Consider the following 26,943-nt stretch of genomic DNA (forward strand, 5'->3'; position numbering starts at 1 on the left):
CTTTTGCACTAGTTTTACATTTCAGAATGTCACTAAAATAGCTTACAATAAGCAAATTTTCACAACATCTAATAAGTCATGATAGCTGTTAGCTGAAAAATAACTGGTAGCGCTATTCAAATTTATGTCAAACTAAAGTCTTTAAATATGGCTTGATTTTTATCAATAAAAAATACGGCATTAGAAGTACAATTGTTCGGTAAAAAATAATCTACAGCAAGTTCATTCGACATAAGGAGCGTCGTATGCAACCTCTAATCAAAGGATTAGCAACAAGTTTATTTTGTACATTACTTTCTTTGTCTGTAGCACAAACGGCATCGGCTGATGTTGAACCCAATTCTACGGAGAGCATTCTACCAATAAAAGTGATTGCTAAAGGTTTGCACTCGCTTCAATATGGGAAACGACTTGAAGCGGCGAGAAATTCTGCAAAACTGCAAGAGCTTGCCAGCCTATTTCCATACGGAAATAATGCCTTTGATGAAGTTGATTTTAATAAGCATGTTGTCATTGGGGCATTCATGGGAAGCAAATCAACTGGCGGCTATAACATTGATGTAGTTAAAGCCGTTCAAAAAGAAACAAACAATAGAAAATATATCGAAGTATCTGTTAAATCAAAAGTTCCAGGTCCTAACTGTATGGTGACCATGGCATTTACTCAACCAGCTAAACTTGTACTTATTCCTGCAGATCCACGTACCGATATAGTCTTTAAGGAAAACTACCAAGTCTATCATTGCCGTTAAGTTTGAAAAGTATCACCTGATTTTAAGTTATCTATTAAAATTAAGGTGATACGTTTCAGCACTATTATATTGAAAATAGTCTTAGCCTGAGTATTAGTTTTTGGAACCGTACCAATCAACTTCGTGCTCAATGAGACGATAGGAAAGCTCAGAAATGGAAAGCTGTTTATATTCCTTGAACATAGCAACCTCCATCCGGCTTTGAGGGCCACCACCAATTCGTATTAAATAGTCAATATACTCGATAAAAGAGTCAGACTCATCGCCAAAGTTGGTCCCCACAATAATTTGCTTATTACAAGGGAAGACGCCACTTCTCACTTTTAAAGCTCTTTTAGCTGAGATACCAACTGTTGTCAGATCCATCTCGACAGCAATTTCATAAGCTATTTTGGGTACACCCGTATTTGTAAGACCGCTGACTACTTCAATATTTGAGGAGTCAGTTTTACTCATGATTCCACTAATTTCATTCTTAAGTAAAATACGAGCAGTTTTTTGATCAAACTGCTGCTTACTAAAGCCAACTACACCAATTTTCACAATTTAAACTCTATAGGTTGATCAGTTTATAGCCAAAAACATAAGCGCGAACTTTAGAGTATATTTTGTTCAATATCAAGGCTTTCTTGATGCATTAGATGCTTATTACAATGCCCATCATACAGATTATTTTCATAGTTTAAGCGCTTTGAACACAAACTCTGTTCTGAATAATTATTAGTCACTTATAAAAAATTCTAAATACCAATTATGGTGATATGATCTTTAGTAAGATTGTTGGTCAGTACTGGTTAAGTTTATATCTTTAAAAATAATTTATGTTATATGATTGATAGCTTTCAGATGTGATAGGAACTGTAGTGTCTCAAAATTGTAGTATATAGATTAATAAAGTATAGTGGTTACTACGATGTTTGGTGATATTTTAGTTGTTTTTAATTAAGTTTGTTTTGAATTAATGAAGTGTGCTTCTTAGCAAGGTTTTTTGCTGGTGCAGCGATTAATGAATAACTGTGAATCTATAAATAGTGGTTGTAGTTGATTAATAGTGACTATATAAATTGCTGTTTTGGTTAGGTGCACAGATAAAAAAACTAGAATACATTCGTGACTAATTTTGTAGTAACTTAATAAAAGCTTTAATAATAAGTAGATAAGGGATTTATCTTGGTTGGAAGTAATAGTACTCACAGTATAAGAGAAATATTCGGTAAAAATCTTATTGATAACGATGATGCTATTCGTGAAGTAAGTATTAGTGGTATTGCGGAACACAGCAGACTTATAAAAGGCATTATTTATCCAGAGAGTGTAGAGTCATTAAGAAAATGCATAAGTGATGCATATAAAAATAATATATCGGTTTACCCTGTTTCATGTGGCAATAATTGGGGTTATGGTAGAAGTTGTCCTCCAGTCAATGACTGCATAATTATTAATTTAAAAAAGCTGAATAAGATTAGTAATTTTGATGCTGAGCTTGGGTCTGTTGAGGTGGAGCCTGGAGTAACCCAGGGCCAATTAGCGAAATTTCTCGAAAACACCAATTGGATGATGGATTGTACAGGGGCTGGGCCTGATACAAGTATAATCGGTAATGTATTGGAAAGAGGATTTGGACACTCTCCATTAGGATACAGAACAAGACATTTTGCTGTTACTAAGGTAGTAATGGCTAATGGAGAAGTGTGTGACTTGACAACACCAGGACGTTTCATTGGAAGAGTGGGGTTCAGTGCAGGTCTACATGAACTATTTACACAAAATAATATTGGTGTTGTTGTTGGTATACGATTGGAGTTAGTTGCAAGACAAGAAGAAAGTTTAAGGTGTATTATCAAGCTTAACCACAAATCATCAATATCAAAGTATATTGATGCAATGCGGCTATTAAAAGCTGAACAAACTATTACGGCACTACCTCATATTGGTAATCACTACAGAATGTTAGGGATTTTCCATCAGTTTGATTTTGACCGGAAAAGTTCGAACTCAACATTTACTGAAGAAGAGTTAGCAGAGCTCCTGAAAAAATATAAATTATCACCTTGGATGTCTTCATTTGCAATTTTAGGAAGCTCTTCGGTAGCAAAAGCAAAAGCAAAAAGGATAAAAAGACAATTAAAAGATATTGCTAAAGTCTATATTATCTCATACTCAACATTAAATAAAATTAATAAGATAACAAACTGGCTGGCTAAACATGTAAAATGGCTTCCGAAAATAAATACTATAAATAGTAATGTTGAAGATATATACCACGCTATGGGAATCTTTGAAGGAATTCCTAATAATGTTGCTCTCAAGGGATGTTATTGGCGTAATAAACAGTCTACACCCAGAACAGATGTTGACCCAATTGAAAATGGTTGTGGATTTATGTGGGTAGCACCTTCATTACCAATGCTAGGGGCTGACGTTGAAAAGTTCATGGACTTAACTGAACAAGAGTTTAACAAGTATAACTTTGAGCTAGCCGTTACGCTTACAGCTGTAACATCAATGCTTTGTCAGGCAATTATCAGTGTTTATTATGATGCAAGCAGTGCAGAAGAAACACAAAAAGCTAAAAAGCTAGTAGAGAGTTTAAGGGAGCTTTACTCTAAAAATAAATGGATACCATATCGACGAGCAGTCGATGAAATGCCGCTTGACCAATATCACTATGAGACTGGTGCGGTTTGGCTACGAAAAATAATTAAAAAATCTGTGGATAAAAATAATATCATTTCACCAGGACGTTATGAATTTAAGGAGTAAAAAGTGATATCAACAAAAATTGCAAAGGATAATGCTCAAATTGAACTTTTTAAAAAGCTTTATTATGAAAGCTCTAGCAATCACGTTGATATTGACTATCTAAAAAGGGCATCCATTGTACGCTTTTTTTATGATAAGCATGGAAACCCTATTGCAGGTTATGTATTAAACGGAAATATCCCTCATCGCTATTTATTAGACATACCTTCAGAACGTTATGATACATGTAATATTCCTCCAAAAGATAATATGGTTGAAGGATGTTGTATTTGGATGAATAGAGGCCTAAATTCGTTTGGACGCGGTATAATATATATAGTCACATTTTACGACTATTGTATGCTAGGTAAGCGTTTTATGATGGGAGCTTCAGTAGAACCAAAAGTAGCTAGTTTGCAAAAAAAAGTAATTCCAAATGTTGTATATGAGGGACCCATTAAACATGCTCCTTGGTGCTCAATGTATTTCGGAACAAGAAGACATATGATTTGGTTGACGCTATTTGTTGTCGGCAATTATTGGCTTGTTAAGCCATTAAGAAATAAACTAACTGTATTTAAGCGTAAACTCTTGAGTGAAGCTTAGGTTATTAATGTATAGCTTGGTACTCCAAAGTAGCTATACTCTTAGCGAATGATTTTTAGGCTTTGTTACCATTGCTCTTCACCCCAGTCATTTAGTTTATCTAAACTCCAGGGGCTTCATCGCTCGGTGACCTCGCCTAAATAACCCTTCGCTGTGAGTATATACCGCTTTATTTTGATACCTAAAAATGATTCATTATGGGTATATATATTTTTTTCTAAAACTCTGCAGTTACTATAACAAGCCCTAGCTAAAAATCCTTCGCTCTGGGTAAAGAAAAGCACGGGTTTTAATAACTGAACTAGTTTATGAAATAGGTTTAGTAAACAACAAAAGAAGTAGAAGCCAAGAATACACTTTTTGTATGATTTAAAATAAAAATAAAGAGTTGCTAAATCGCTATATAAAGAGATACCTAAAGTATTTTTAATCAATAGTCCCTGCTTAAACAACTTCTTCCCATACTAGCCATGAATGTTAAATGATTTTATGCTAATTTAAAGTGTTTCTGTTTTTTAATTTGTGACTATAAAAATGTAATCTTGATTCACTAAGATTACCAATCGTTTTAGATAGACCTAAATAAAATAAGAAAGTAAGTAAGGGAATATTTATGAGTAACAAATCGCTACCTCTGGCAGCTTTAACATTAGCGATGTGCCCTACCTGGTCATTTGCAGGAGTGAATGAAGAAATAAAAGCTTATATGGATCAGTTTCATCAAGATCCTGCGGCCGTAATGGATCAACTACCCCCTAAAACAGGGCATACTAACACATTATTTTCTAATACAGCGATTAATAACAAAGATTATATTCAATATAAAGATCAAGCCCGACAAAAAATTATGAGAGGAAATAGTAATCGACTAGATATTCCAAGGGCACCGATAAATTATAGCAATGATAACCCTGCACGATTAGTTGACTTAGGTAATAATGTTGTTAGTAACTTATATACACTTGATAACAAAGCACCAAAACAACGTGCACTTGAAGTACAACCTTGGTCAGATACTTATTGGCCTCTTTACTCTGGTGCTGCGGCTTGGCGTTATGCGGATAGTGACTTATGGCGCGCATCACCCGATAATTGGAAAGATTATTGGGACTTCAGCTATGTGACTAAACCTGTTTCATCCTATTACGGTCAAGCACGGGATAATTTGTCTCCCGCTGAAAAATATGACCTGCTAATGGGCGATTCCAGTTACACTTTGACAACAAATGCCTGGAATAGTGGTAAAGGCTATTATGAGCGTAGCGGCAAAGTGGAACGGTGGATGGGGTTATGTCATGGCTGGGCTCCTGCAGCTTACATGCTACCTCGACCAATAAAAACGTTAAATGTTAAAGATGCTAATGGAGAAAATCTCACTTTTTACCCATCTGACATAAAAGCTCTAGCCACCTTGCTATGGGCTAATGCCAGGTTTGATAACCGTTTTATCGGTAGCCGCTGTAATATAAAAAATCCTCAGCGGGATAGTAATGGTCGAATAATTAATAATGTGTGCTTTGACACTAACCCAGGGACTTGGCATATTTCAGTAGTGAACCAAATAGGCGTCTCTGGCCGTAGTTTAATTATGGATGCTACTTATGACTATCAGGTTTGGAACCAACCTATTCAGTCATATAAAGTCACTTATTTCAATCCCCAGACCAACGCGACTTATACTTCTGCTCAAGCAGCCACTATTCCACTATCTAGCTATACCAAAGATAAATTTAGCAATTACCGTGGCAATCAATCTACCCATGTTGTTGGGGTAAGGATGGATGTGTCTTATGTAGTTGAAACCAGCCCCTCTCATCGTCGTACTGATAGTCCTCAATATGATGGTATTACCAGAATCAGTTATTACTATGACTTAGAATTAAATAACCAAGGTAAAATCTTAGGTGGTGAGTGGTATAGTAACCGCCATCCCGATTTCTTATGGACACCAACACCAAATGCGATGGCACAATCCTGGCAGAACGGTTCAGGTAAATGGAGTGTAGGCCAATCCGTCCCAGCAAACTGGAAAAATAAAGCTAAACAAGCCTCTCGTTATGGCCAGCCCCTAACGTCAGTAGTAAGCGAATTGTTTACCCGGGCCTCTGGGGATAATAATACACCAAGTGACACCTGGCGGGAAATAGTATCTAGCGATGGATATTGCATGGATGTAGCAGATAGTGGCACGACTGATGGTAACTTAATTCTTGCCTGGGGTTGTCATTCAGGCAATAACCAAAAATGGTGGCAAGACAGTTATGGTCGTTTACGTCCTGCTCATGCAACCAACATGTGTGCCACAGCAAAAATAAACGAAGGTGGAAAACTCGTGATTGAACGTTGCAATAATAGCCGTGCCCAGCGTTGGCAGTGGAATGGCAATTATTTACGCAACTTAGCTAACTTCGATTTATCCTTAACCTATGATCCAACTAGCTGGCAAGTTATGATCAAACCTGATCATAATATGACCTGGTCTTGGCGGTAGTTTTTAATACCTATTAGCTCCTATCCCAGAGAGGGCATTACAAAAAAGTATTAAAAGTTAAAGGCTGCTATTTTTTAATGGCAGCCTTTATTCTATTTAAATTACACCCAGCAGGAGGCAAGGCAATTGGGTATAAGAGTTTTGACGTACTTTTTCTATGTCATAAATAGCAGATAGCTTTACCTAATCAACTTGTAACAACATAGATTGCCAGTCTTCTACCGTTAAAAAGTCGGAATCTAATTTGATCAACTCTGAATCGTTGTTAGTGAAGAAGACAAAGCTTTGGTTGTCACTCGTTGTAAAATAATAATATAAATATTTTGATGTTCGCCAAACAGATCCATTAAGGTATATATCTCTGAATAATTTGACAGCCTTATCATCACATAAGTTATTGTCTATGGCGTTCAAAACATCGTTAAAAAAAGTTTTATAATCACAGTTTCCTGTATGTAAATCACTTTCTTTAGTAATACCGATATAATTCTTATTGGTGTTGCTACCATACTTTATGATTAGTAAATTATTTATACCATATTCTGATATAACCATCTCTGGGTTTGGCGGTAGATAGAAGTTATGGCCTGAATAGGCAACTCTAAGTGTTTTGGGGGTTGAGCAGCCTGTAATAATTATTAGGATAAGAGGGATTAACATTTTTTTCATATTAACCTCCGCTGCGTAAAACTAATATTACTTTTGTTTTATAGCGAGCGGCAGCGACATTTTTGCAAGTAATATATAGTCGAGTATCACCTGAAGCGATTCTTTTACCAATATTCACTAACTGCGAAACAGAGTAACCAATACCTGCTACACTTCCGCTTGGACGTGGTACTAAATCCATCGAACTGGAGCAAGATTGGGCTTCTAAAAGAACTTCATACACTGTATTGATAACATTACCATTAATTGCACTTGGGGTAGCGGCACCTTCACCCCAAAAGTAGTTAATCAACACAGCAATATACTCTTGATCACTGCTATTCATGCTTTGCCTCAATGACTGATCATCTATGCTGGATGCACTGAATATAGTATATATTTATATTTTAGTTATTCCGGTGTGAAATTATTTATAAATGATCTATCAACTATACCCATAGCGAAGGATTTTTATACCCCTAGGGCACAAGGGGGCGGCCGTCAAGTGATGAAGCCACAGGAGCTTATAGAAATAAGTGACTGTGGTGAAGAAGCTTACGTTGCTTAGACGCTTACGATCAAAGTTAAGCCCAGTAACCTTGTCATCACCACATAAAAAGGCGCGGTGGATGCACCGGCATATACAGTGGTAGTAGGGGGTATCTGCGACACTGACTAGCTGATTCCGAGGGTGTGTCATTCTTCCACCTCCAACTAGAGTTTAATTAAATTATAGGTAGCAGTAAGGTTTGTTGTTGCTGCCTATTGTTTAGTTTTAGTCAAATAATGGGTGTCCCTTTTCTAATAACCAGTTATCAATCTCATTTCTTTTAACAGGCTTAAACCTTTCTTCAAACCATTCATAGTCTTGAAAATCGGTTAACTCCCAGCCCTCCTCGTCAGTAGCATATTTAATGGCTTTATCATAGGGTATAATATCTAATATGATTAGAAATGTTGCATCTCTTTTATCTTCTTGCGTATCAAAAATATCTATAAATATTTTTACATATATTTGATTTTCTTTTAGCAAGTCTCGGATGAAGGCCATATCATATTCATGACATGCACCATCTTCCCAAGCGCTCATTAAATCAACTTCTATTTTATTCATAACATAATGATCAAATTATGGGTGTTCCTTTTCTATGGTTTTCTTGAATATACTGGGTGATGTATCTGTCTTATTGACTAGCTGACTCCGAGGGATCGTCATTCTTCCACATCCAACTAAGGTTTAATAAAATTATTGGCAGCAGGATGGTTTGTTGCTGCTGCCTATTGTTTAACGTCAGTTAAATAGTGGGTGTCCCTTTTAGCTTAAATTTCAAAATTTATTCTTTTGTTATTTTTTGCTATTATTTCAAAGCTACTAAATTTATTTCCTGAATAGTTTATTATTAATAAGTCAATAGAGGAATTTTTTAACATAAACCAACCTTCAAAACTTTCTCCATTGGGAAAGTTAAAGTCACCTGGAATCCAAAAGTTTAAAAGCTCATCATTTTTAATGCTCGCATTCACAGTTGCACTATATATGCTACCAGCTAAAGACTCTTCAACATAAACTTGTTCCAATTGATTAGGTACATCAGCAAGGCCCTCACCAAGACTAACCCCCATTGGCTTCATTAATGCGTAAGCTGCCTTCACTTCTGGTAATGACTTAGCAAGCATTCCACCTGTTACTAGCTCAACACTTGCTCCTGATGGAAGAGCGATAAAAATGCCCTTTGATAAAGAGTCACTTGTCAAAGGAATCGCTGTACCTGGAAATATTCTATTTCCCTTAAGTTTCAGCGGACGATTATCAAACTCTAATAATTTAAATGCTTTCATTACTGAGCCCCATTCCAAATATCAAAATAAGCACCGCTATTTACTCTTCTTAAATCATCTGTAAGTTCAGCTTTTAACGCAGGAGTTAAGTCATAATTATCTATGATGGCTCGCTTAGCCAGAGTTTCTAGTGTTTCAGGAGTATAACCTTTTAATGGTAAGCCCTTTTTCATTTGCTCCCAATGAATCGCTTCTTCAAGCATATCAACAGTGCGAATTCTTTTAGGGTCATATCTAAACCAAAGTCCGGTTTCGATACTTTCTCCACCATAAACACCAATTGTAGGGCCAAGGTTTGTATCTCTTCTGACAGGAACTCCATTCGCTCTCATTTCATTTAAAGTTCTAGCCCACTTTGTTCTCATAGGATCCCATTTAGGAAGATCTTTAAGTCGCATAGCCAAACCTTCACCAGGCTGACCAAACGTATCTTTCCATGCATCTATATTTTTTGAAAGGTTAAATGATTCGGTGCTGTTTGAAACATCAAACGGAACATTGTTCCTACTATTTAAGGGTCTTTTAGCCGAATTCAGCCCCATATCTGACCCATATCGCCCTAAAGCAAGCCCTCCAAGCGCAGATCCTACAGCAATGATTATTCCTCGAGCGGGTCCTTCCTGAAACTCATTATAAGAGCTTAAGACCTCACCACCCAAACTTGCCGCCATTCGGTTATAGTGTTCCATATGGGGGCTAAATATCGAGCCTAACCCAAACATCTTACCGATAGCGTAATCATTACTGTTCAGCACAAAGAACGGTGCAGCGCTCGTATCATATCGTAATTTATGTTCTCCCATGTTATGAGAGACGTAATTATTGATACCATAATCACTATCAGATTGAGTGCTACTATAATTCAACGACTCATTTAGTACATCAGCCAGCGTAGAGCGAAAGCTATAGTCATGCGTAGCAGGCCCTCTGTTACCGGTATCCCACACATTAGAAAACCAATTAGTAATCTTTTCCCAAGTAAACCCTGTTCTATCACTGCCTTTAGAGCCTAAAAAGGCTTTATTAGCTGCCATAATATTTTCTTGCTTAGGAGACAAGTAGCGGGCTTTATTAATGGGATCACTAAATGGTGCTGGTTGAAGGTGATCATTAATGTATCTCGCATTTTTAAGTCGATCTTGGATAATGGGATGTTCATTGATATCGGCTAACAACGTGTCGGCTTGGCGCTTGCTTAACTCGTAATCGTACAAATCCTTCCCATACGCACCACCCACACTATGACCTATGGTTTGAGCTGCAACACTGGCAAAGTCAAAACCATCCCCATATACAGCAGTTTGCACCAGTTCATGTAACATACTGCTCTTGAAGTAGGCTGGAGCACGGGCTTCAACGTATGATGAAGCTTGAGCACGATCCATCTCTGCAGGTAAGCCAATTTTCTGCCCAATGTAACCACTAATGCCGGCAGTTGCCGTCTGACGCCAGTCGTATTTCTTTTGCCAGCCTAGAGCCATGCCAACACTTTGACTCGCAATATCACCGACTACTTCTTTCGCCCAGTAATTGTCAGCATTATTCAAAAAGTCGCTGGCTTGTTTTGCCCATTGAAAGCCATCAGAGCCTTTCCCAAGCTCAGCTAAGCCTTGGCCAACGCCATAGCTCACAGCTCCACTTACTGCTCCACGTATACCGGCTTTGGCAACTTGGCTAAAACTAAAGCCATTTTGAACCCCGATTGCGATTCCAGCTACTTGACCTGCAGCACTGGCAGCTGCGCTGGCGGCCGCACCAGATCCAACGGCAATCGCTAATGCCCCAAACTCAGCAGCCTTCATCATGCCTGCAACCATAGGCCCAACAAAAGCTGCTGCCGCAATCGCCACGACCATAATGATGAATTCAGCAGCTCCGCCACAAGCACCTTCTTTATGAGGGGGAGGTGGCATATCCGGCAGGGTAGGGCTGGTATCACCCAGGGATAAGCCAGGTTGATAGGGTCGATACGTTGAGCTGTTGTTATGAATATTGGTGACTTTGTTGGGGATAGTAAGTACTAACCCCTCCTTTAGCGCTTGTGGGTCTTCGATACCATTGGCATCGGCGATCAAAAACCACAGGCTGCTATCACCCCATAAGGCTCGGGCAATACTTTGTAAGGTATCGCCTTTGTTGACGGTGTAACTACCAGGCGATTGGGCAGGGTAGTCAGCGCTAATCGGCTGGTAGTTAGCATCAAAATCAGCACTGTAAACCGGAGTAATTTTATCGGGTTTGCGTTGCAATCCTTCGGATAAGGCCAGTTGCGTTGCGTAGTCGGTGTAAGAGGGGCCATCATCACCAACATCACCGACCCCTAAGCCATTCACATAGTAATAGTTATGGGTTTTTAGGTAGCCTTCGCCTTTTTCCGTACGGCGCAGTACTTGGCCTTTATGGTTATTCACATAGCGGAAGATACGCTGGTGGTAATCATCCCGCGCCATACTGACATGACCATTTGCATCATATTCAAAAAAGCTGAAACCTGGTGCCCAGTCATATTGCAGATCCGCATCGGTGCTGGCTTTTAACTCAATTTGCTTCTGTTTGTAGTTATCCCACAGTTCGTAGGTATAGCGAGTGGTTAATTCAGGATCACGACCATAAGAAATGGACTGCTTTAAGTTGCCCGCTTTATCAAAGCTGTACTTGACGCCCGTGTTATTGCCATCAGTAACCGTATGTTCTTGGGTTTTTTGGTTGTTGGCATTGTAGGTATTGCGAACATGCTTGAGCAGGTTGCCGTCAGACTTGTACTCAAGATACTCTGCGGCATTACCTGCGGCATCATTAATCCGGCGAGCCCGCAGTTCATCATTGATATGGGTGGTGGTTAAAAAGCCATTGGCGTCATAGGCATAGGCTTCGTGATACTGACCATGCTGGGCAGAAGTCCGTTGCCCCAGCGCGTTATAGGTGACGGCATAGCCTTTATCGCCAGCAACCACGTTAACAGCATGACTGCCTTTATCCGTTGCTCGCTCACCACTTAATTGACCCTGGGTGATGGTGAAGCGATTCATCGCATCGTAGGCATACCAGAAGTCCTGGGATGCGGTTAGGCCATTCGGCTGTAGATAACGGCTGAAGACCCGACGTCGGTTACCGACAGCATCATATTCATAGCGCAGCTCATACTGCTCATCTTTAATATGGTCAATGCGGTTAGCGGCGTCATAACTGATAAAGCTTCGCTGGGTGTAGACTTTTTCATGACCGCGCTCCGCATCGCTGTAGCTATAACCTTCAAAAGTAAGGTTGCCGTTTGCATCGTACTGAAATTCAGCAAAGGCATTAATGCCTAAATCATCAATCCCTTTGATATATCCGTTGTTGTAATAGCGGTAGTGAATTTCCTGGTCAAAATGCTTGTCATTATTGAGTTTGGTGTCACCCCGTTGCGCGACTAACCAGCCTGCCTGGTTATAGTCATACCAGGTTTGTCGGCCCCCCATATCTCGGTGAAAACGAATCCGGTTATACAGGTCATGGTGGTCAACACGCTGGTTGCCTTCCGCATCGGTAGTGGTTTTGCGCCAGCCACCCACGGCATGCTCCGTTTGCTTTTTATAAGTATCTGCCGCTTCATCAAAGCATTCGGCACCAATGTCTGCATCCCACTGATAATCATATTGGGTGGTATGGCCTAGGTTATCAGTGTGTGCACGTACGCGACCCATGCCATCGTAACGGTAGGTTTCTTTATGGCCTAAGGCATTGGTATGGCTAGTGCGGTTGCCAGCTTCATCGTAGGTGTAATGGTCATCATTGCTCCCAGCGCGATCGATATGAAGCAGATTCCCCGCATGGTCATAGTGGAACTGAGTGACTTGCCCCAGCTCATTTGTTTCCTGCTGCTTACGACCAAAGGCATCGTAATGGAACTGTTTAACGCCGCCATCAGCATGAAACTCTTTTACCACCCGGTCTTCCAACCACTGCTGGGTATTGGTATGGCCGTTGGCATCGGTTACACCGACCGTTCGCCCTTGTAGATCAGTGTGGTAGTGGGTTGTAGGCCGTAGCTGTTCAATAAATCCATTGGCATGGGTGACACTGACTGCTGCACTTTGCTTTTCAGTCAGCTTGCCCAGTTTGTTGTAACTAAACTGGGTTTTATTGCCCAGGCCATCGGTTTCAGCAATGACTTCACCAAAGGCATTAAAGCGCTGTTGGCGGTGGATGGCATGCTGCTCCAGCTTACCTTCACCAATCAGGTAGTCCATCGTGCTGCGCTTAACGGGGGGGCGACCGGTATTGCTGTGCGTGGCAGAGGTGTTATCAGAGCCACCCCAGTTGATAATGCCCTCAGCTCGATTCGCTAAACGGCCTTTATGATCCAGCACCTCATAGTAATACTCATAGGCTTTACCTTTTTCTAAGCCTGGGGCATTGGTTAAATCAAAGCCCCAGCGACTGGTGGTTTCATTCACTTTAAGGCGGGAGCCATCCACATAGTGGGTGTATTTAGCGGGGTTGTAGTTTTCCTCGTTATAAGGGCGTGCAGCGTAGTCAGCTTCTTGCTTGGGCCGATAATAGAGCCGAACCCGGCTGGCATCGCGAGGCTGGTCTTTGAGCGTAAGTAAGCGGGGTAGCTGGTGTATTTGTTGGTCACGATAGCTATGCTCTTCTCCACCACGAGAATGGTAAGCACCTTGCCATTGGTAGCGATCATCCAGCTTGGTAAGTAGCTCCCACTGCTGATTATCATCTTGCTTATACACATTGATGTGATAATAAATGCCATCATTGTGCATGCCTTCAGCTGTGGCATTTCGCCACCAGTGGCCACTATACATATTGACGCCCGCAGTGCCTGCTGTGGCATCCACTGTCCAGCTGCCTTTGGCATTGGGGTTAAAGCCTGAGTTCCAGTCAACCTTAAGTTTGCCTGTGTAGCCTTCCAGCCCTTGCCAGCTGACATGAAACTCCTGTAAGTGGTAGTGAATAGCGGGGTAATTACTGCGTCGTGCTCGGCCATAGAGTTTGATATCAATCTGGAATCGCTCACCCCCCTGAATATCCAGTGACCCCCGGGTAAAGGGCTTAGCTTCGACCACTTGATCCACTTTGGTAAGCTCAGCGTCTTTAATCAGGGTGGTCATTTCTGGCTGAATCACGTCTGTAAGCTGGTTACGCGCATCGTAACGTTGCACGGTTACCGCTAGCTGATCAGCCATTTCACTCTTTAAGTCCAGGTTGCGCAGCTGAGCGAGTGATAATTGACTGAGATCGGCACCCGCTGAAGTCACCTGCAAGGTCATATTGCCGTTTTGGTCATAACCATAAAGACGCGTGGCCCCAGTTTGCTGGTTGGTTTTTACCAGCTGACCCAGCTGGTCATACTCAAAAAACTCATGCTGTTGACCATTGATGATTTTTTCAGTGACCTGACCATGACTGTTGTAGTGGGTTTGATAGGTTGTGCCTTCCGCATCTATTCGGCTCACTTCACGATTCAGAGCATCGTAGCCAAAGCGGGTTTGAATAGTGTGCTGAGCACCATCCGCCTGTGTGCGAATTTCATCTTTACGCACCACATTGCCTTGAGCATCATAATGAAAGTCGATAGCGGCGCCGTTAGCATCCACCGTTTTGCGGAGTAAGCCTGCGGCATCATAGTGGTGACGGGTGATCAGATCTTGATCAATAAAGTCATAGGTTGAAGTATTTACATTGGTTTTCTGCACTTGGAGTGCGGTTTGGCCCAAGGCGTTGTAACCAATGACAGTTGTAGGTGTGACTTGGGCACCCGATGCATCGGTAAGGTGGGTATTTTGGGCTGTGGTTTGACGACCTAATGCATCAAACTGCTGTTGGCGCTGTTCTACGTTGCCGATGACTTGTTTTTGGCTATCATCAGTGGTCTTTTCTCCAAATTTACGGATCAATACCTGGTGACCAAGGGCATCGTAGCCATAGGTGGTGACCTGGTCAGCAACCCCCTGCTGTAACTGGCCGTCCGTTAAGACCTCACTGTGTTGAATGCCCAGTAACCGTGTTTCAACACGCTGGTTTTGGGCGTTATAGCGGTGGGTGGTAATCCGGTCGTTGGTTGAGGAGGTTAGCCCCCGTTCTATAGCCGTTAAAGGAGTGTCTGCGGTTAAGGATCGCCAACGTGTTTGGGGTAATGGTTGCGCATAGCTATGGCTTTTAATGAGGTTACCTGCACCATCAAAGGTTTGCTGCGTCACATAACCCGCTGCATCAACCACCAATACGGCTTGGTTTTTGGCATCGTACCAGGTGAACTGCTGTTGCCCATTAGCATCAACCTTAACCGTCAGGTTGCCATTCGCATCGTACTGGTTTTGCGTACGTTGTTGCCCTTCAAAGTAGCCTTGTTCAGCACTGTAAAATAGCCCTCGCTGAGCAGTTGACGCCAGCTGTCGGTTTTGTGCATCAAACTGGGTGTGGGTTTCCCGAAAGCTAGCATTCGCATTGGGCTGAGGTGGCTGATGGCGATCGACCGGAAGTGATACGGGGTTATCATAGACACGCTGGCGAATCATATTGCCGGCCGCATCGTACTCAAACTGGGTAAGCACACCATTCGCAGAGACTTCAGCGACTTTTTGGTTAACGGCATTGAAGTAGTAGGTGGTGCAGTTACCGTTGCCATCGGTTTGTTGAGTGAGGTTACCTGCTAAGTCATACACTCGGCTTAGCTCAGGTTTTACGGCGTGTGTTTGAGAGTCGCCATTAGTCTGAAGCTGGAGCACGTTGCGAGAGGGTAATACTTCTTTAATCAGCCGGTCTTGGGCATCGTACTCATACAAGGTCGTTGCGGCCAGTGCCGTACCTGCAGCTTCTGTGATAGCGGTTTTATGGCCCAGGGCATCATAGCGATAAGTCGTAATGACGTTTAGGGCTTCAACCTTACCCGCTAATGCATCAGTAACGACCTGCACCTTAGGGGATTGCTTGCGGGTCAGCAGGCCTGCTGCGTTGTATTCAAAGTAACTGGTATAACCATTTTTATCGGTATGGGCGGTTTTATTACCCACACCATCATACTGGTAGGTTTGTTGATACGTGCCATCATGCTCCAGGGTAACGCGTCCTGCCGCATCATACTCAAAGCGCGTTTGTTGCTGCACACCGGCTTTATCCAACTGCTCAAGCAGCTTATTGACATCGGCTTGTGGATGAACCTGTGCTAAATCCAGTGCTTGCTGATAACGCGTCTTTTGCACCACATGATCACTGGCCGTATAGGTATAGTGGGTGGCATAACCTGCCGCATCAACCTCTAGCTGGAGTCGGTTATTGGCATCATAAAAGAAGTGGCGAACGGCACCACGGGCATCCGTACTCTGGATCAGGTTGCCAAAAGCATCAAACTGGCTATGAATGGTATGGCCGTTCGCATCCGTTTGACTGATTTTTCGACCTAAGCTATCCAGCTGCTGGTGCTGGGTGTACTGGGCTAATAGCTGCTCACGCTCTGAAGCTGTCAATGCAGAGGCGCGTTTACCATAGCCTTGTGCATCGACAATACCTGCGCGTGCGCGTTCTGCCAATGCCCATGCACTATCACTATCAACCAGTGCACTGCCACGCCCATCAGTGGTCGCGGTGAGCTGGCCCAGCGCATCATAGTGAAAGTGTTGGGTAGTTGCCTCTGTTTGACCCGCAGCTTTAGTTTCTGCAACCTTCAGCCCTCGGGCATCATACTGTCGCTGAGTGGTGCGCTGTTGAGCTGTACCCACTGCCTCGGTGGTACTTACTTGTTGGCCCAGGAAGTCATACTGATGGGTTGTAATAACGGGACCGGAGGGATCTGCTGGAGTAGGGGTTGGCTGTGGACTCGGTGTTGGTTGATTTTCACCTACCACAAGTGTGCTATTGGGGCGACTGGTAAAAGTGCCCGTAAGCTGTTTGATGGTTTTACCTTGTGCATCAACATAGGTTAACTGGTAGTTGAATTCACCAAACTCTGCTTTTGCCAACTCCGCAGTGATCTGTTGATCTGATAGCATGACATGGCTGTCCTGCCAAAGTTGATCACTGCCAACAGGGCGATAACGAAATTGAACACTGGCATGAGTAAGTTGGTCTGGGGCTTGCCAGCTCACTTTGGTTGGTGTGGGCGGTTGACCAATGACCAGCTCTACCCATTGTGAATCACCCCACATGGCTTTATCGCCTTCATCTTGGCGATTATCCAAAAAGGATACTTTTACTCGGTAACGTCCAGCGGGCAGCTCAGTGCGGGCGAGGTTAACCTGTCCATTCCACTCAGGCACAATCCAGCGGCCTTTTTCAACCATAGAGCCATCAGGTTGTTTTTCTTTCCAGTATTCAAAGCCACCCATACCGGTGTGTTCATATTCATCCACCACCTGACCATCCATATCATAAATGGCGACATAGACCCCAGTAGGGCTGTCATCGGTGGTGGTTAAGTGCCCTGGTTTTATTGAGTAACCCCCTGCGACCGGGTAAAGCTCGACAGTAGGCTCAGTGAATGGATCGGGTTTATGCCAGCGCATTTCCCAGTGCTGATTTTCAACCTCAGTGCTTTGGGGCAATACACTATTACTGATCGTCAATTTAACGCTGGAATTCGCTGAATTACCCGTTGCTGGAGCGGTTGTTGATGTACTGCTGGTAGTATCCTTGGAATCTGTTGCCGGGTGCCAGCTTGGTCCAATAACTTTTAACAGTTGGCCACTGGCATCGTATTGATAACGAGTGATCCGTGCTTTTGCAGTATCGGGAATGGTTTGCGCAATGCCTGAGGTAAGCGATACAGGCTCAACGAACTCTCGTTGCGACACTTTACGGCCCAACGCATCATACTGGTACTCGACAAGTTGGCCATGGGTGGCTAATCCTTCAGCATCAACAGCGATAGGCCGCAATTCTCGAGTTAGTTGTCCATTAGCATCGTAAGCAAAAAAGGTGGTATGACCATTCGCATCTGTCACTGCGGTTCGTTGGCCTAGGTGATTATGGTGGTTAAGGGTTTGGGCCTTAGTAATATTTTCCACCACCAGCACGCTATTCGGACGGCTTACAAAGGTGCCTGTGAACTGTTTTAGTAGCTTCCCTTGGCTATCTTTATATTCCAGCTGGTATTCAAATCGGCCTTCTTCTGCCTGGGCAAGCTCAGCAGTAATTTTCTCATTCTGCTGACTCACTGAGCTGTTTCGCCAGTTTTCTTCAGTATTCGCGGGGCGGTAGCGGAAGGAAGTGGTAAAGTCACCAGTGAGTTTGGGGGTGTTCCAGCTAACCTGAGTATTTTTAGGTGGCTCGCCAATGACCAGTGTCGTCCATTGGTTTTCACTCCACATGTCGGCATCGCCTTCGTCATGGCGATTATCGATAAACGACAGTTTGACTTTATACTGCCCTGGTGCCAGATGTTTTCTGGCCAGGTTGACTTGTCCTTGCCACTCAGGAACGATCCAGCGGCCTTTTTCAGTGATGCTGCCATCGGGCTGCTTTTCTTTCCAGTTTTCAAAGCCACCCATGGGTGTGTATTCATACTCATCAACCACATTACCTGCCATATCGTAAATGGCCACATAGACACCAACAGGGCTGTCATCAACTGTTTTGATATGGCCGGGCTTAATGGCATAGCCACCTTCTACGGGGTAAAGCTCGACTTTAGGCTCCGTAAAGGGGTCAGGCTTAATCCAGCGCATGTCCCAGTGTTGGTTTTCAACTTCGGCACTTTGTTGATGCAAGCTATTGGCAACCGTTAATACCACGGGAGAAATGCCGGTTGCAGCCGCTTCACCCAGTTGCCAGACTTCTTGAGCTTGTTGTTGACCCGCTGCATCAAAGCGAGTAGCCACCATTCGATTGGTCGCCTTTTCAGCTGGGGTTTGGTTGTTAAGCACCTCAGTAACTGCAGAGATGGTTAAGGGGGTGTCCGAATTTAACAGTGAGCTAACCAATGGTGTTGCATGTTGGGTTTGCTGAATAACACGGTTTAAGTGGTCATAGCGATACGCAGTGACATAGCCCATAGCATCAACAGCATAAATAACCCGCCCTGCGCTATCCCTTAACTGTTGGGTAACTTGTGGCTGCTCATTAGTGAGCAAGTGTTTAAGTTGTAATTCCGTTTTCCCTTGGCTATCCACTTTGAGCGTACCTGCTAGTGCTGAGCCATCTGTAGTCTCTGGCTGAGTGGTAGCTATCAGTCGTTGCCCTGTTGCCAGCACCTCAACCTCATAGGTTGTTGCATCCTGAAGCTCATTGAGCTTCAATTGAGCTTGATCACCTTCAAGCTGAATAAAGGCTTGTTGCCATTCAGGTACTGAATGACTGGTATCAGCATTGACTGGACGATAGCGAACCGCCATACCTGCCAGAGTTTTAGGTAATGTAAATGCTGTGACAGAGCGAGTTGTTGTTTGGTCACTGAGGGTGACAGTGGTCGGTGCAGCAGTTTCAGTGGTACCGTCCTTAAAGTGATACGTTACAGTGAGTTGGTAAGCACCTGCTGGCAGTTGGGTGTTATCACTGATATTAACCTGCCCACTTGCCTGTTGATCTAGCCACGTCCAAATAGGATTGTCATAAGTAAGCAACGCGCCAGAGGCTGCTTCTTTGACATGAACACTGACAGCTTGTAATTGTGGAAGTAAATTAGTGGGAATTAACCCATTTATACTGGTGCCAGGTTGTGCTGCACTGGCTTTAAATTGGCTACGTGATAATTGCACATTGGCATCTTGCCCTGCTCCAAAGCTCCCCAACAACTGGGCTTGGGGTTGACCTGCAGCGTTCTGACTTTGGACTCTTAACTGATATGCCTCACCGTTGGTCAGTGCTGTGGCTGGTATCGCAAGCTGTAGCTTATCGCCTTGCGCTGTGAGGGGGATAGCATGCCAGTCTTCTGAGTTGGCTGATCGGTAATGGGCAACCAGTTTTTCGCCGGGTTGTGGGTTAAGGTCTTTGGCATCAACGGTAATATGTTGTGCCTGATAAGGTTGTTCACCGAGTTGATAATTAAAGGTTTCAGTTTGGGTAGGTCGATTATCCTTAAAGTGTCGGGTAATCGTAATTTGGTAATCAGCCTCTGTAAGTGGTTCACTTACACTTAAATTAACGGAGCCATCATATAGCCCTAATTGTTGAGTAATATAATTAGGGTGGGTTAATGCTGTAGAAACAACTTCGCCATTTTTATTAACGACTTTAGCTTCAAGGTATTGAATATCAGCCGCATCCAACCGTGAAATATAGCCTTTAATCGCAGTGCCAGTGGTTTTTTCTGCCCAATCGCCACCACTGTGGAATACGGAAGATGATGTTGTTGTTTTATTATCTTCAGAAAGAAAAATACCGCTGGCTTTTTTTACAACTTCATTGGTTTCAGGATTGATATATTCAATACGGTATTCAACCTCACCAATAAATGCGCGCTCAAAGGTGACTGAAAGCTGATTATTTTCAGTCTTAACATCACCTTGTAGAAAACCACCGGTAAAACCTTTATCGCGATAATAAAATTTTGCAACGGTGCCTTCAGGCTGTTGCTCTTTAGGCCAGGTGATTTTTGTGGGGTCAATAATAGTACCTAATTGGAAGGATATTTTTTCTGTTTGCGTCCATTTAGGGTCTCCATCGCGCAAGTCACCAAGTGCATGCTCCCATTTACTATGCCAATGGCGTTGATTACCTGCATTATCATAAATAGTGATTTCTGCTGTGTAATTACCTGTTGCAAGTTTTCCTTTAAATAAATTTATTTGGCCATTCCAGCCTTTGGCCATGTAAAAATTATAGGAGTATCGAGTGTCTCCATCTGACCCCCCATGTCTTACTTTTCTTAGATAGGCTTTACCTATATCAGTGGTTGTGCTTTCTATAAGAGAACCATCTTGACTAAATAGTTTAGTGACTATCGATGTCGGTGTACTATCCCTAAATTGTATAACTCCACCATTTAAACTAATTCCTTCACCGCCTGCTGCAAGAACAGGGAATCGATCTGGACCTTTAACGTACCATGTATGATGTGTAAGAAAAGGACTTTGCTCGATTTTTTTATTGTGGACAGTAATGGAAATATTTTCTTCAGTTTTATCACTCCACGTTTTTAACGTTGAATTAATTAATTTATACGGTTGATTAGGTTTTATGGTTTTGGAAACCCAATTCGATGTGGCTGAAGTTGAGCCAACTTCTTGAGGTTCCCAGGTTTGTCCATAAGTGCCATTAACCAGTGATAAACCTGACTCCAGAATAGGACGGCTTTTTTCTTGCAGTTGAGTACCATGCACTACAATCGGTGTTTGTTTTAAGCCTTCTCTAATAGCGGTTAAATTTTGTGTATGTTCTTTCGCGATGGGTTGTGGGTAACGCAGTGTAGTAATGGATTCGCCTAATGCATTGTAGCGATATTCAGTGACATAGCCTAAATCATTGACCGTAAAACGTTTACGTCCTGCTGTATCATAAACATTGTAATTGGCTTTAGCGATAATATTATTTACGGATAAATGCTGGGTGATCTGGTTAATGTCAGCGTGTGACTGGAGCAAGTGTGTGGCAGGTGTTTTATATTTAAAACTAGCAACAACCTGACCTAGTGCATCAAAACGATAACCGGTTAAATAGCCTGCCGCATCTTGTGTATACAGCCTTCGTCCTGCATTATCATACCAGTGAAATTCATGATGAATATCTTCTGGCTTTGTCGTTTGTTGCCACTGGTTTATTTTTTCACTGACAGTATTTATTGGTGTATCACGGTCTAGTTCAAGTTGTTGCCAAGTGACATTATAGCGTCTAGCTGCAATAACACGGCCTGCTTGATCGTATTGAAGCTCTGTTAGCCAACCATTAGCATCGGCCTTAAATTTGGTTTGACCTAGTGCATCGTAAATAACACGCTCAGTGGTAATCCACTCTGTAGTATCAATATTATTTAAACGGTTTTCGACATCCGTTAAGGTGAGATTAGATTGATTGACCAAATCGCTTAGCGAGTTTTTAGTGATTGCTTTAGCCATAACCTGGCTGTTTTTATTGTAGTTAATTTTTGTTAAATAACCTAAACCATCAATGCTAAAAGTGAGTCGATTTTCGGTATCATAAATTAATCCCTGCCATTGATCTTCAGCACTCGAATTTAATGCCGCAGTGAGTTCTTGTTCGGTGTATGTATGGTTGGCATCCACCGCATTTTTATAATTAATTTCAGCGATTTTATTACCGTTTTTATCATACTGAGTTTCTGAAACAGTACCTTGAGGATTGATGGTAAAACGTAGACGGCCAGCGTTATCATATACATACTGTGTAGCATGATTTTCAGCATTAATTTTTTTAATCAGCTGGCCGGCATCATCATAGTAAAATTGCGTGGTCAGCTTTAACCCATCGGGATCAATAATGGTCGCTTCCCGTTGTCCATAACCATTAAACCGATGCTCTGTAGTACGTTGCCAGCCGTTTGCATCGCCTTGTTGAATACGAATTTGATTGCCGGCATTGTCGTATTCATAAGCGGTAATAAGGTTTAACCCCTCTGGATCAACGATTGTTTTAGTCAGTTGTCCATTACGGTTATAGTGATGCTGGGTGATGATATTATTGGCATCAGTAATCTGAATTTTATTGCCCAAAGCATCGTATTGAACGTGCTCTTTGAGGGCTAAGCCATTAGGATCGGTAATTTGTGTGAGTTGGCGACCAACGGCATCATACTCATAGTGGATTTGTAATCCATCGGCTTGTGTGACAGCCGTTTTCCAGCCTAATTGATTAAAGTTTTGAGTGGTTTCCTGGCCTAAGGCATCAACAGTTTTAATGAGATTGCCAATTTTATCGTAGAAAAATTCGCTGGTACTGTTATCGGGGGCAATAATCCGAACATTTTCACTGTGTAGATTTTTTTCGGTAATCTTTTGCAAACCCGTTGGAGTAGTAACGATGACTTGATGGCCTGCGATAAACTCAACACCTTCAGCATTTTTAGTCGTGATGTTCTGGTACTGGTAATTTGTTGTATTACCCCGAGCATCTGTTGTTGATAGTTCTCGGTTAAAGGCATCATAGGTAGTATGTGATGTAGCCTGATTGGGGCTGGTAATACTGAGTTGGCGACCCAATCGATCATACTCATAGGTGGTGGTATGACCTAAGGCATTGGTTGTTTGGATTGTGCGTCCGAATGCATCCAACGTATAGTGGGTTGTTATATCAGGTAAAAGTGCATCGCCTTGCATAACTGACGTCGAGGTTGCTATTTTTTCCCCGCGTCGGTTATACGTTAAATATTGGGTTTGGGTGATGCCGACTGACTGGCGAATGGTTTGGGTGATACTATTGAGCTCGCCAAAAGCATTATACTTCAGTTGTTGACTATTATTTTCAGCATCAATTTTTTCTGTGATCTGACCGCGTCGATTATACTGGTTACGTTTTACCGCATCTGTGTCTTTTGCTAGCTGACTAAATAGCGTAGCAACTGCCGAAGTAATTACACCACCTTCAAGCTGAGTGAGCTGTTCTGGTGTGAGTCGTGTGATGTAAACACGGCTTGATATTGCTTTATCAAAGGTGTTGTAAATAACCGCAGAGACTTCACCTAAGGCATTAATGGTGTGAGTTAAACGCCCACGTTGATCATAATAAAAACGGGTAATATGACCGGCTGCATCCTGTTGTTGGATTTTGCGACCTGCACTGTCATAGCGAAATAGAGTTTCTGCGCCTAAGGCATCTGTGGTTTTAATCAGTCGACCAAAGCCATCATATTCTGCCTGCGAGGTACGAGCTTGAGTCAGTAACTCATGCTGCTGAGCAAGCATAATGCCTTGGGTTGTGTGGATAACTTGTCCAGCCGCATTATATTGATAACGATGGGTATTGCCTTGGGCATCGGTTTCTTCTCGCAGGTGGTTGGCCGCATCGTACTTGTAACTATGGAGCTGGTCTTGTTCCGTTTGTTTTTGCTGAATCAGCACTAACAGTAAATCATTACCTGTTTGAAAGCGTCCAGGTTTACCTTGTGCCCAGTTGATAAGTCGAGTTTGTTCGGTAGGGGTGAGTTGGGTTGCTAAACGGCGATCAAGGGTTTTATTACCAACCGCATCATAGGCAAAAAAGGTGAGATAGCCTTCGGCATCAACATTGGCAATTAGCCAGCCCTGAGTATTATAAAAATTGAGCGCATGCTGGTCTTGACCACTGGGTGTTACTTGTAGTTCGCTCAGGGAGCAGGTTAACCACTGACGAATGTCTGTTTCAGGATTTAAAACACGGGACGCCAGTTGGCTGATATCGCTTCGCTCCCCTGTTGCCGTATACCCATAACGAGTGAGATAACCTTCGGCATCTAATATGCCCGACAGTTGTCCACTATTTGTGTAGAAGAAGCGTTGAACGCGGTCGTTAGCCGTCAGCGTTTCTCCCAGTTGTTGCTGAACGGCAGTAATGGTCAGTGCAAAATTAGACGGAGTGTTTGAGTCTGCTGGAGTGTTTAAGGTTTTAGCATGTTGAATGGTCAGTATTTTACGGCCCGCTTGGTCGTAACGGTGTTCAGTGACAGCGCCCTCTTCATCAATACTGAATCGTAATTGATTGTTTTTAGCAAATACATGTCGTGTTATTCGATCATGTTCGCTGAGTGGTGGGCGAATAGATTCGAAGGGTGTTGGTTTTATCCCCGTGAGTGTGCCTTCATTCTTTCTGACCTGTAATGCTGCAAACGTATCGACTGATAGTGCTGTTGCATAGCGTCGTTGTGCAACTTGCTTACCCGTCTTGTTATAAAAATACTCGGTAACGTAGCCCATCGCATCGACAGTGGCGACAGGCTGCCCATTGTGATGATAAAACTTCAGTGAAATTGCACCGCTTGGGTCTTGTTCTGCAATCTTTCGACCCTGTTTATCGTAAAGAAAGGTGTGGGTCGTTGTTGAATGGTTGGCTGCTGTAGCATTTAAGTCAATTTGTGTGCGGTTAATAATACGACCCACAGAGTCATACAACTCAGTGGTTTGTAAGCCGTTGGCAGCGGTTTTTAATACCTGTTGTAATTGGTCTTGATATTGATAGCGTGTAGTTTCACCCAGGCTATTAGTTGCAGCTAATAACCGGCCTAATCCGTCATAAACAAACAGGGTTTCAAAGTTATCTTTATTATGTTGGATTTCATCAGTGCGTGTTGTTGGATTTTCAACGGGTGCTTGCCCACGGCTATCGACGGACTTTATTAATTGACCGTAAGCATCATAAATAAAATAAGTGGTATTTAGTGTTTTTTCTGCATTAGGCTGTGTGGATTCCAGATCACTTTGACTGAAGGCCTGTGATTGAACCACTTTCTGTAACTGTCCACGAAAATCAAAATATTGATCTTTTCGTTTGATCTGCCCAACTGATGTTTGCTGGGTTAGCCATTGTTTAATGGCTGCATTATCAGGTGGGTTTGAGGGAGAATAGTCATCAACAGGAAACCTGGTTGAAAGATAAGTGAGGGTGGTGATTTGTTGGTGGTTGTTATCCCCCCAGCTTTGATACTGATTAGCTTCAAGATAGCCTTCAGCATTAATATGAAAACTGACACGTTGTTTTTCATCATAAACCCAATATTGACTAATACCTTGTTGAGTATCGCCTTTAGGGTAAAGAGTTTCGCTGATTTTTTGTTGGGCTGAATTAAAGGTGCGAGATATTTTATTTTGTTCAGCATCTATTTCGGTGGTGCGATTACCGAACTGATCATAGGTATACGAAAGTATTCGTCCTGTGTTATCGGTTTGGGTGAGTAGATTATCATCATTATCGTATTGGTAATTGACCTCTAATCTAAAACCATGAGCATCGGCGGGGTTGGCTGTACGGGTTAAACGACCTTGTGCATCGTACCAGAGAGTATAGGTGGGACCTGTACCTGAGGTGGAATTATTGACCTGAATAATATCGGTTTTTCGTGCAGCAAGATCATACACGTAGCGGGTAGTGACTGCTTGACTGTCTTTACCCTCAGTGATTTGACTGACACGAAATTGGCCATCATTCCCTTGCTGATAATTGAAGGTGAGTTCTGTGCCATCACTTTGTTGAATATGGGTTATACGCCGACTGTCACCGTCATATTGATACTGCGTTTTATAAACATGATTATCCGTTATACTGCTATCTTCTGAACTCAGATCAACAATGACGGTAGTGAGTCGATTGAGTTGATCATATTGATAGAGAGTTTTTACTGACGAATGTTCGGCTGATACGTGGCGAATCGCCGTGACATTATTGCCTGTGTACTCAATATAGAGGGCCTGTCCTCGCTCATCATGAATGGCGACTACTTTATCGTGTTGATATTCAAGTTGTATTTTGAAACCGTGCCGGTCTGAACGAGTAATTAATCGGCCCTGGTTATTTTGCCAGCGATAGGTTTCGGTAATTAAGCTTGAGCCTTCTTTCCAACGCCAGTGGTTGTCACCCAAATACTCAAGTTTATCGTGAGCACCACTGCCATCACTGCTGATATAACACTTTTGTTGTTTATTGTAGATATAGGTTGTTGTAGCACCATCCGCACTTATCCGCTGGATTGTGCTATTTGGCTGGTTGGTTTCACCCGTTAAATCGAGTAATTGTTGATTAAAACCAAAACGAAAATTATCGCCATTCGCATCATTGAGTAACCCCTGACTGTTATAGGTTCTCAGTAATTGAGCGTTAATACCTTGGCTAATTAATACATCATCTTCTTGTTGGAGGATTAAGTTTCCCGTTACTGCATTAATTTTGATGGACTCTTTGCCTTGTCCAGACTCAGCTTTGTTCCCTAAGCCAATCGTTGTGGTATTAAATAAACCTAACCCATAGCCACTGACAACCGCTACCATAAGTCTATCTACTCCTAGATATTTA

At 42.5% G+C, this 26,943-nt stretch carries 10 protein-coding genes; 4 read left to right on the forward strand and 6 right to left on the reverse strand.

What is annotated here, in order from left to right; genetic code table 11:
- The first annotated feature begins 245 nt into the window (after positions 1-245).
- Complete coding sequence (locus tag ACQ96U_RS18475; RefSeq protein WP_431722742.1) at positions 246-752, forward strand: protease complex subunit PrcB family protein; 507 nt, start codon at positions 246-248, stop codon at positions 750-752.
- Between the two features lie 93 nt (positions 753-845).
- Here the strand turns inward: ACQ96U_RS18475 and ACQ96U_RS18480 are convergent, their stop codons facing one another.
- Positions 846-1,295 (reverse strand): hypothetical protein, encoded by a 450-nt coding sequence (locus tag ACQ96U_RS18480; protein WP_431722743.1) that lies wholly within the window; start codon positions 1,293-1,295, stop codon positions 846-848.
- A 627-nt stretch (positions 1,296-1,922) separates the two neighbouring features.
- Here ACQ96U_RS18480 and ACQ96U_RS18485 point away from each other — a divergent pair.
- The 3 genes from ACQ96U_RS18485 to ACQ96U_RS18495 all read left to right on the forward strand — a co-directional run bounded on the left by ACQ96U_RS18485 (position 1,923) and on the right by ACQ96U_RS18495 (position 6,591).
- On the forward strand, positions 1,923-3,515 hold the full coding sequence (locus tag ACQ96U_RS18485; protein ID WP_431722744.1) for an FAD-binding oxidoreductase: 1,593 nt from the start codon (positions 1,923-1,925) through the stop codon (positions 3,513-3,515).
- 3 nt (positions 3,516-3,518) lie between these two features.
- Complete coding sequence (locus ACQ96U_RS18490) at positions 3,519-4,100, forward strand: hypothetical protein (RefSeq protein WP_431722745.1); 582 nt, start codon at positions 3,519-3,521, stop codon at positions 4,098-4,100.
- 613 nt (positions 4,101-4,713) lie between these two features.
- Positions 4,714-6,591, forward strand: a complete 1,878-nt coding sequence (locus ACQ96U_RS18495; RefSeq protein WP_431722746.1) for a ricin-type beta-trefoil lectin domain protein — start codon at positions 4,714-4,716, stop codon at positions 6,589-6,591.
- A 183-nt stretch (positions 6,592-6,774) separates the two neighbouring features.
- On the opposite strand, the gene ACQ96U_RS18500 is transcribed toward ACQ96U_RS18495, so the two are convergent.
- The 5 genes from ACQ96U_RS18500 to ACQ96U_RS18520 all read right to left on the reverse strand — a co-directional run bounded on the left by ACQ96U_RS18500 (position 6,775) and on the right by ACQ96U_RS18520 (position 26,918).
- Positions 6,775-7,260, reverse strand: a complete 486-nt coding sequence (locus ACQ96U_RS18500) for a hypothetical protein (protein WP_431722747.1) — start codon at positions 7,258-7,260, stop codon at positions 6,775-6,777.
- A gap of 1 nt (position 7,261) precedes the next feature.
- Positions 7,262-7,585: a hypothetical protein gene (locus ACQ96U_RS18505; protein WP_431722748.1), complete on the reverse strand. Its 324-nt coding sequence runs from the start codon at positions 7,583-7,585 to the stop codon at positions 7,262-7,264.
- Positions 7,586-8,014: 429 nt separating this feature from the next.
- On the reverse strand, positions 8,015-8,353 hold the full coding sequence (locus ACQ96U_RS18510) for a hypothetical protein (protein ID WP_431722749.1): 339 nt from the start codon (positions 8,351-8,353) through the stop codon (positions 8,015-8,017).
- 206 nt (positions 8,354-8,559) lie between these two features.
- Positions 8,560-9,078, reverse strand: a complete 519-nt coding sequence (locus ACQ96U_RS18515; RefSeq protein WP_431722750.1) for a hypothetical protein — start codon at positions 9,076-9,078, stop codon at positions 8,560-8,562.
- On the reverse strand, positions 9,078-26,918 hold the full coding sequence (locus ACQ96U_RS18520) for a LysM peptidoglycan-binding domain-containing protein (protein ID WP_431722751.1): 17,841 nt from the start codon (positions 26,916-26,918) through the stop codon (positions 9,078-9,080). Before ACQ96U_RS18520 ends, ACQ96U_RS18515 begins: the two co-directional genes overlap by 1 nt.
- Between the last annotated feature and the right edge of the window lie 25 nt (positions 26,919-26,943).

This window comes from Zooshikella sp. RANM57, assembly GCF_050749885.1.
Taxonomy (GTDB): domain Bacteria; phylum Pseudomonadota; class Gammaproteobacteria; order Pseudomonadales; family Zooshikellaceae; genus Zooshikella.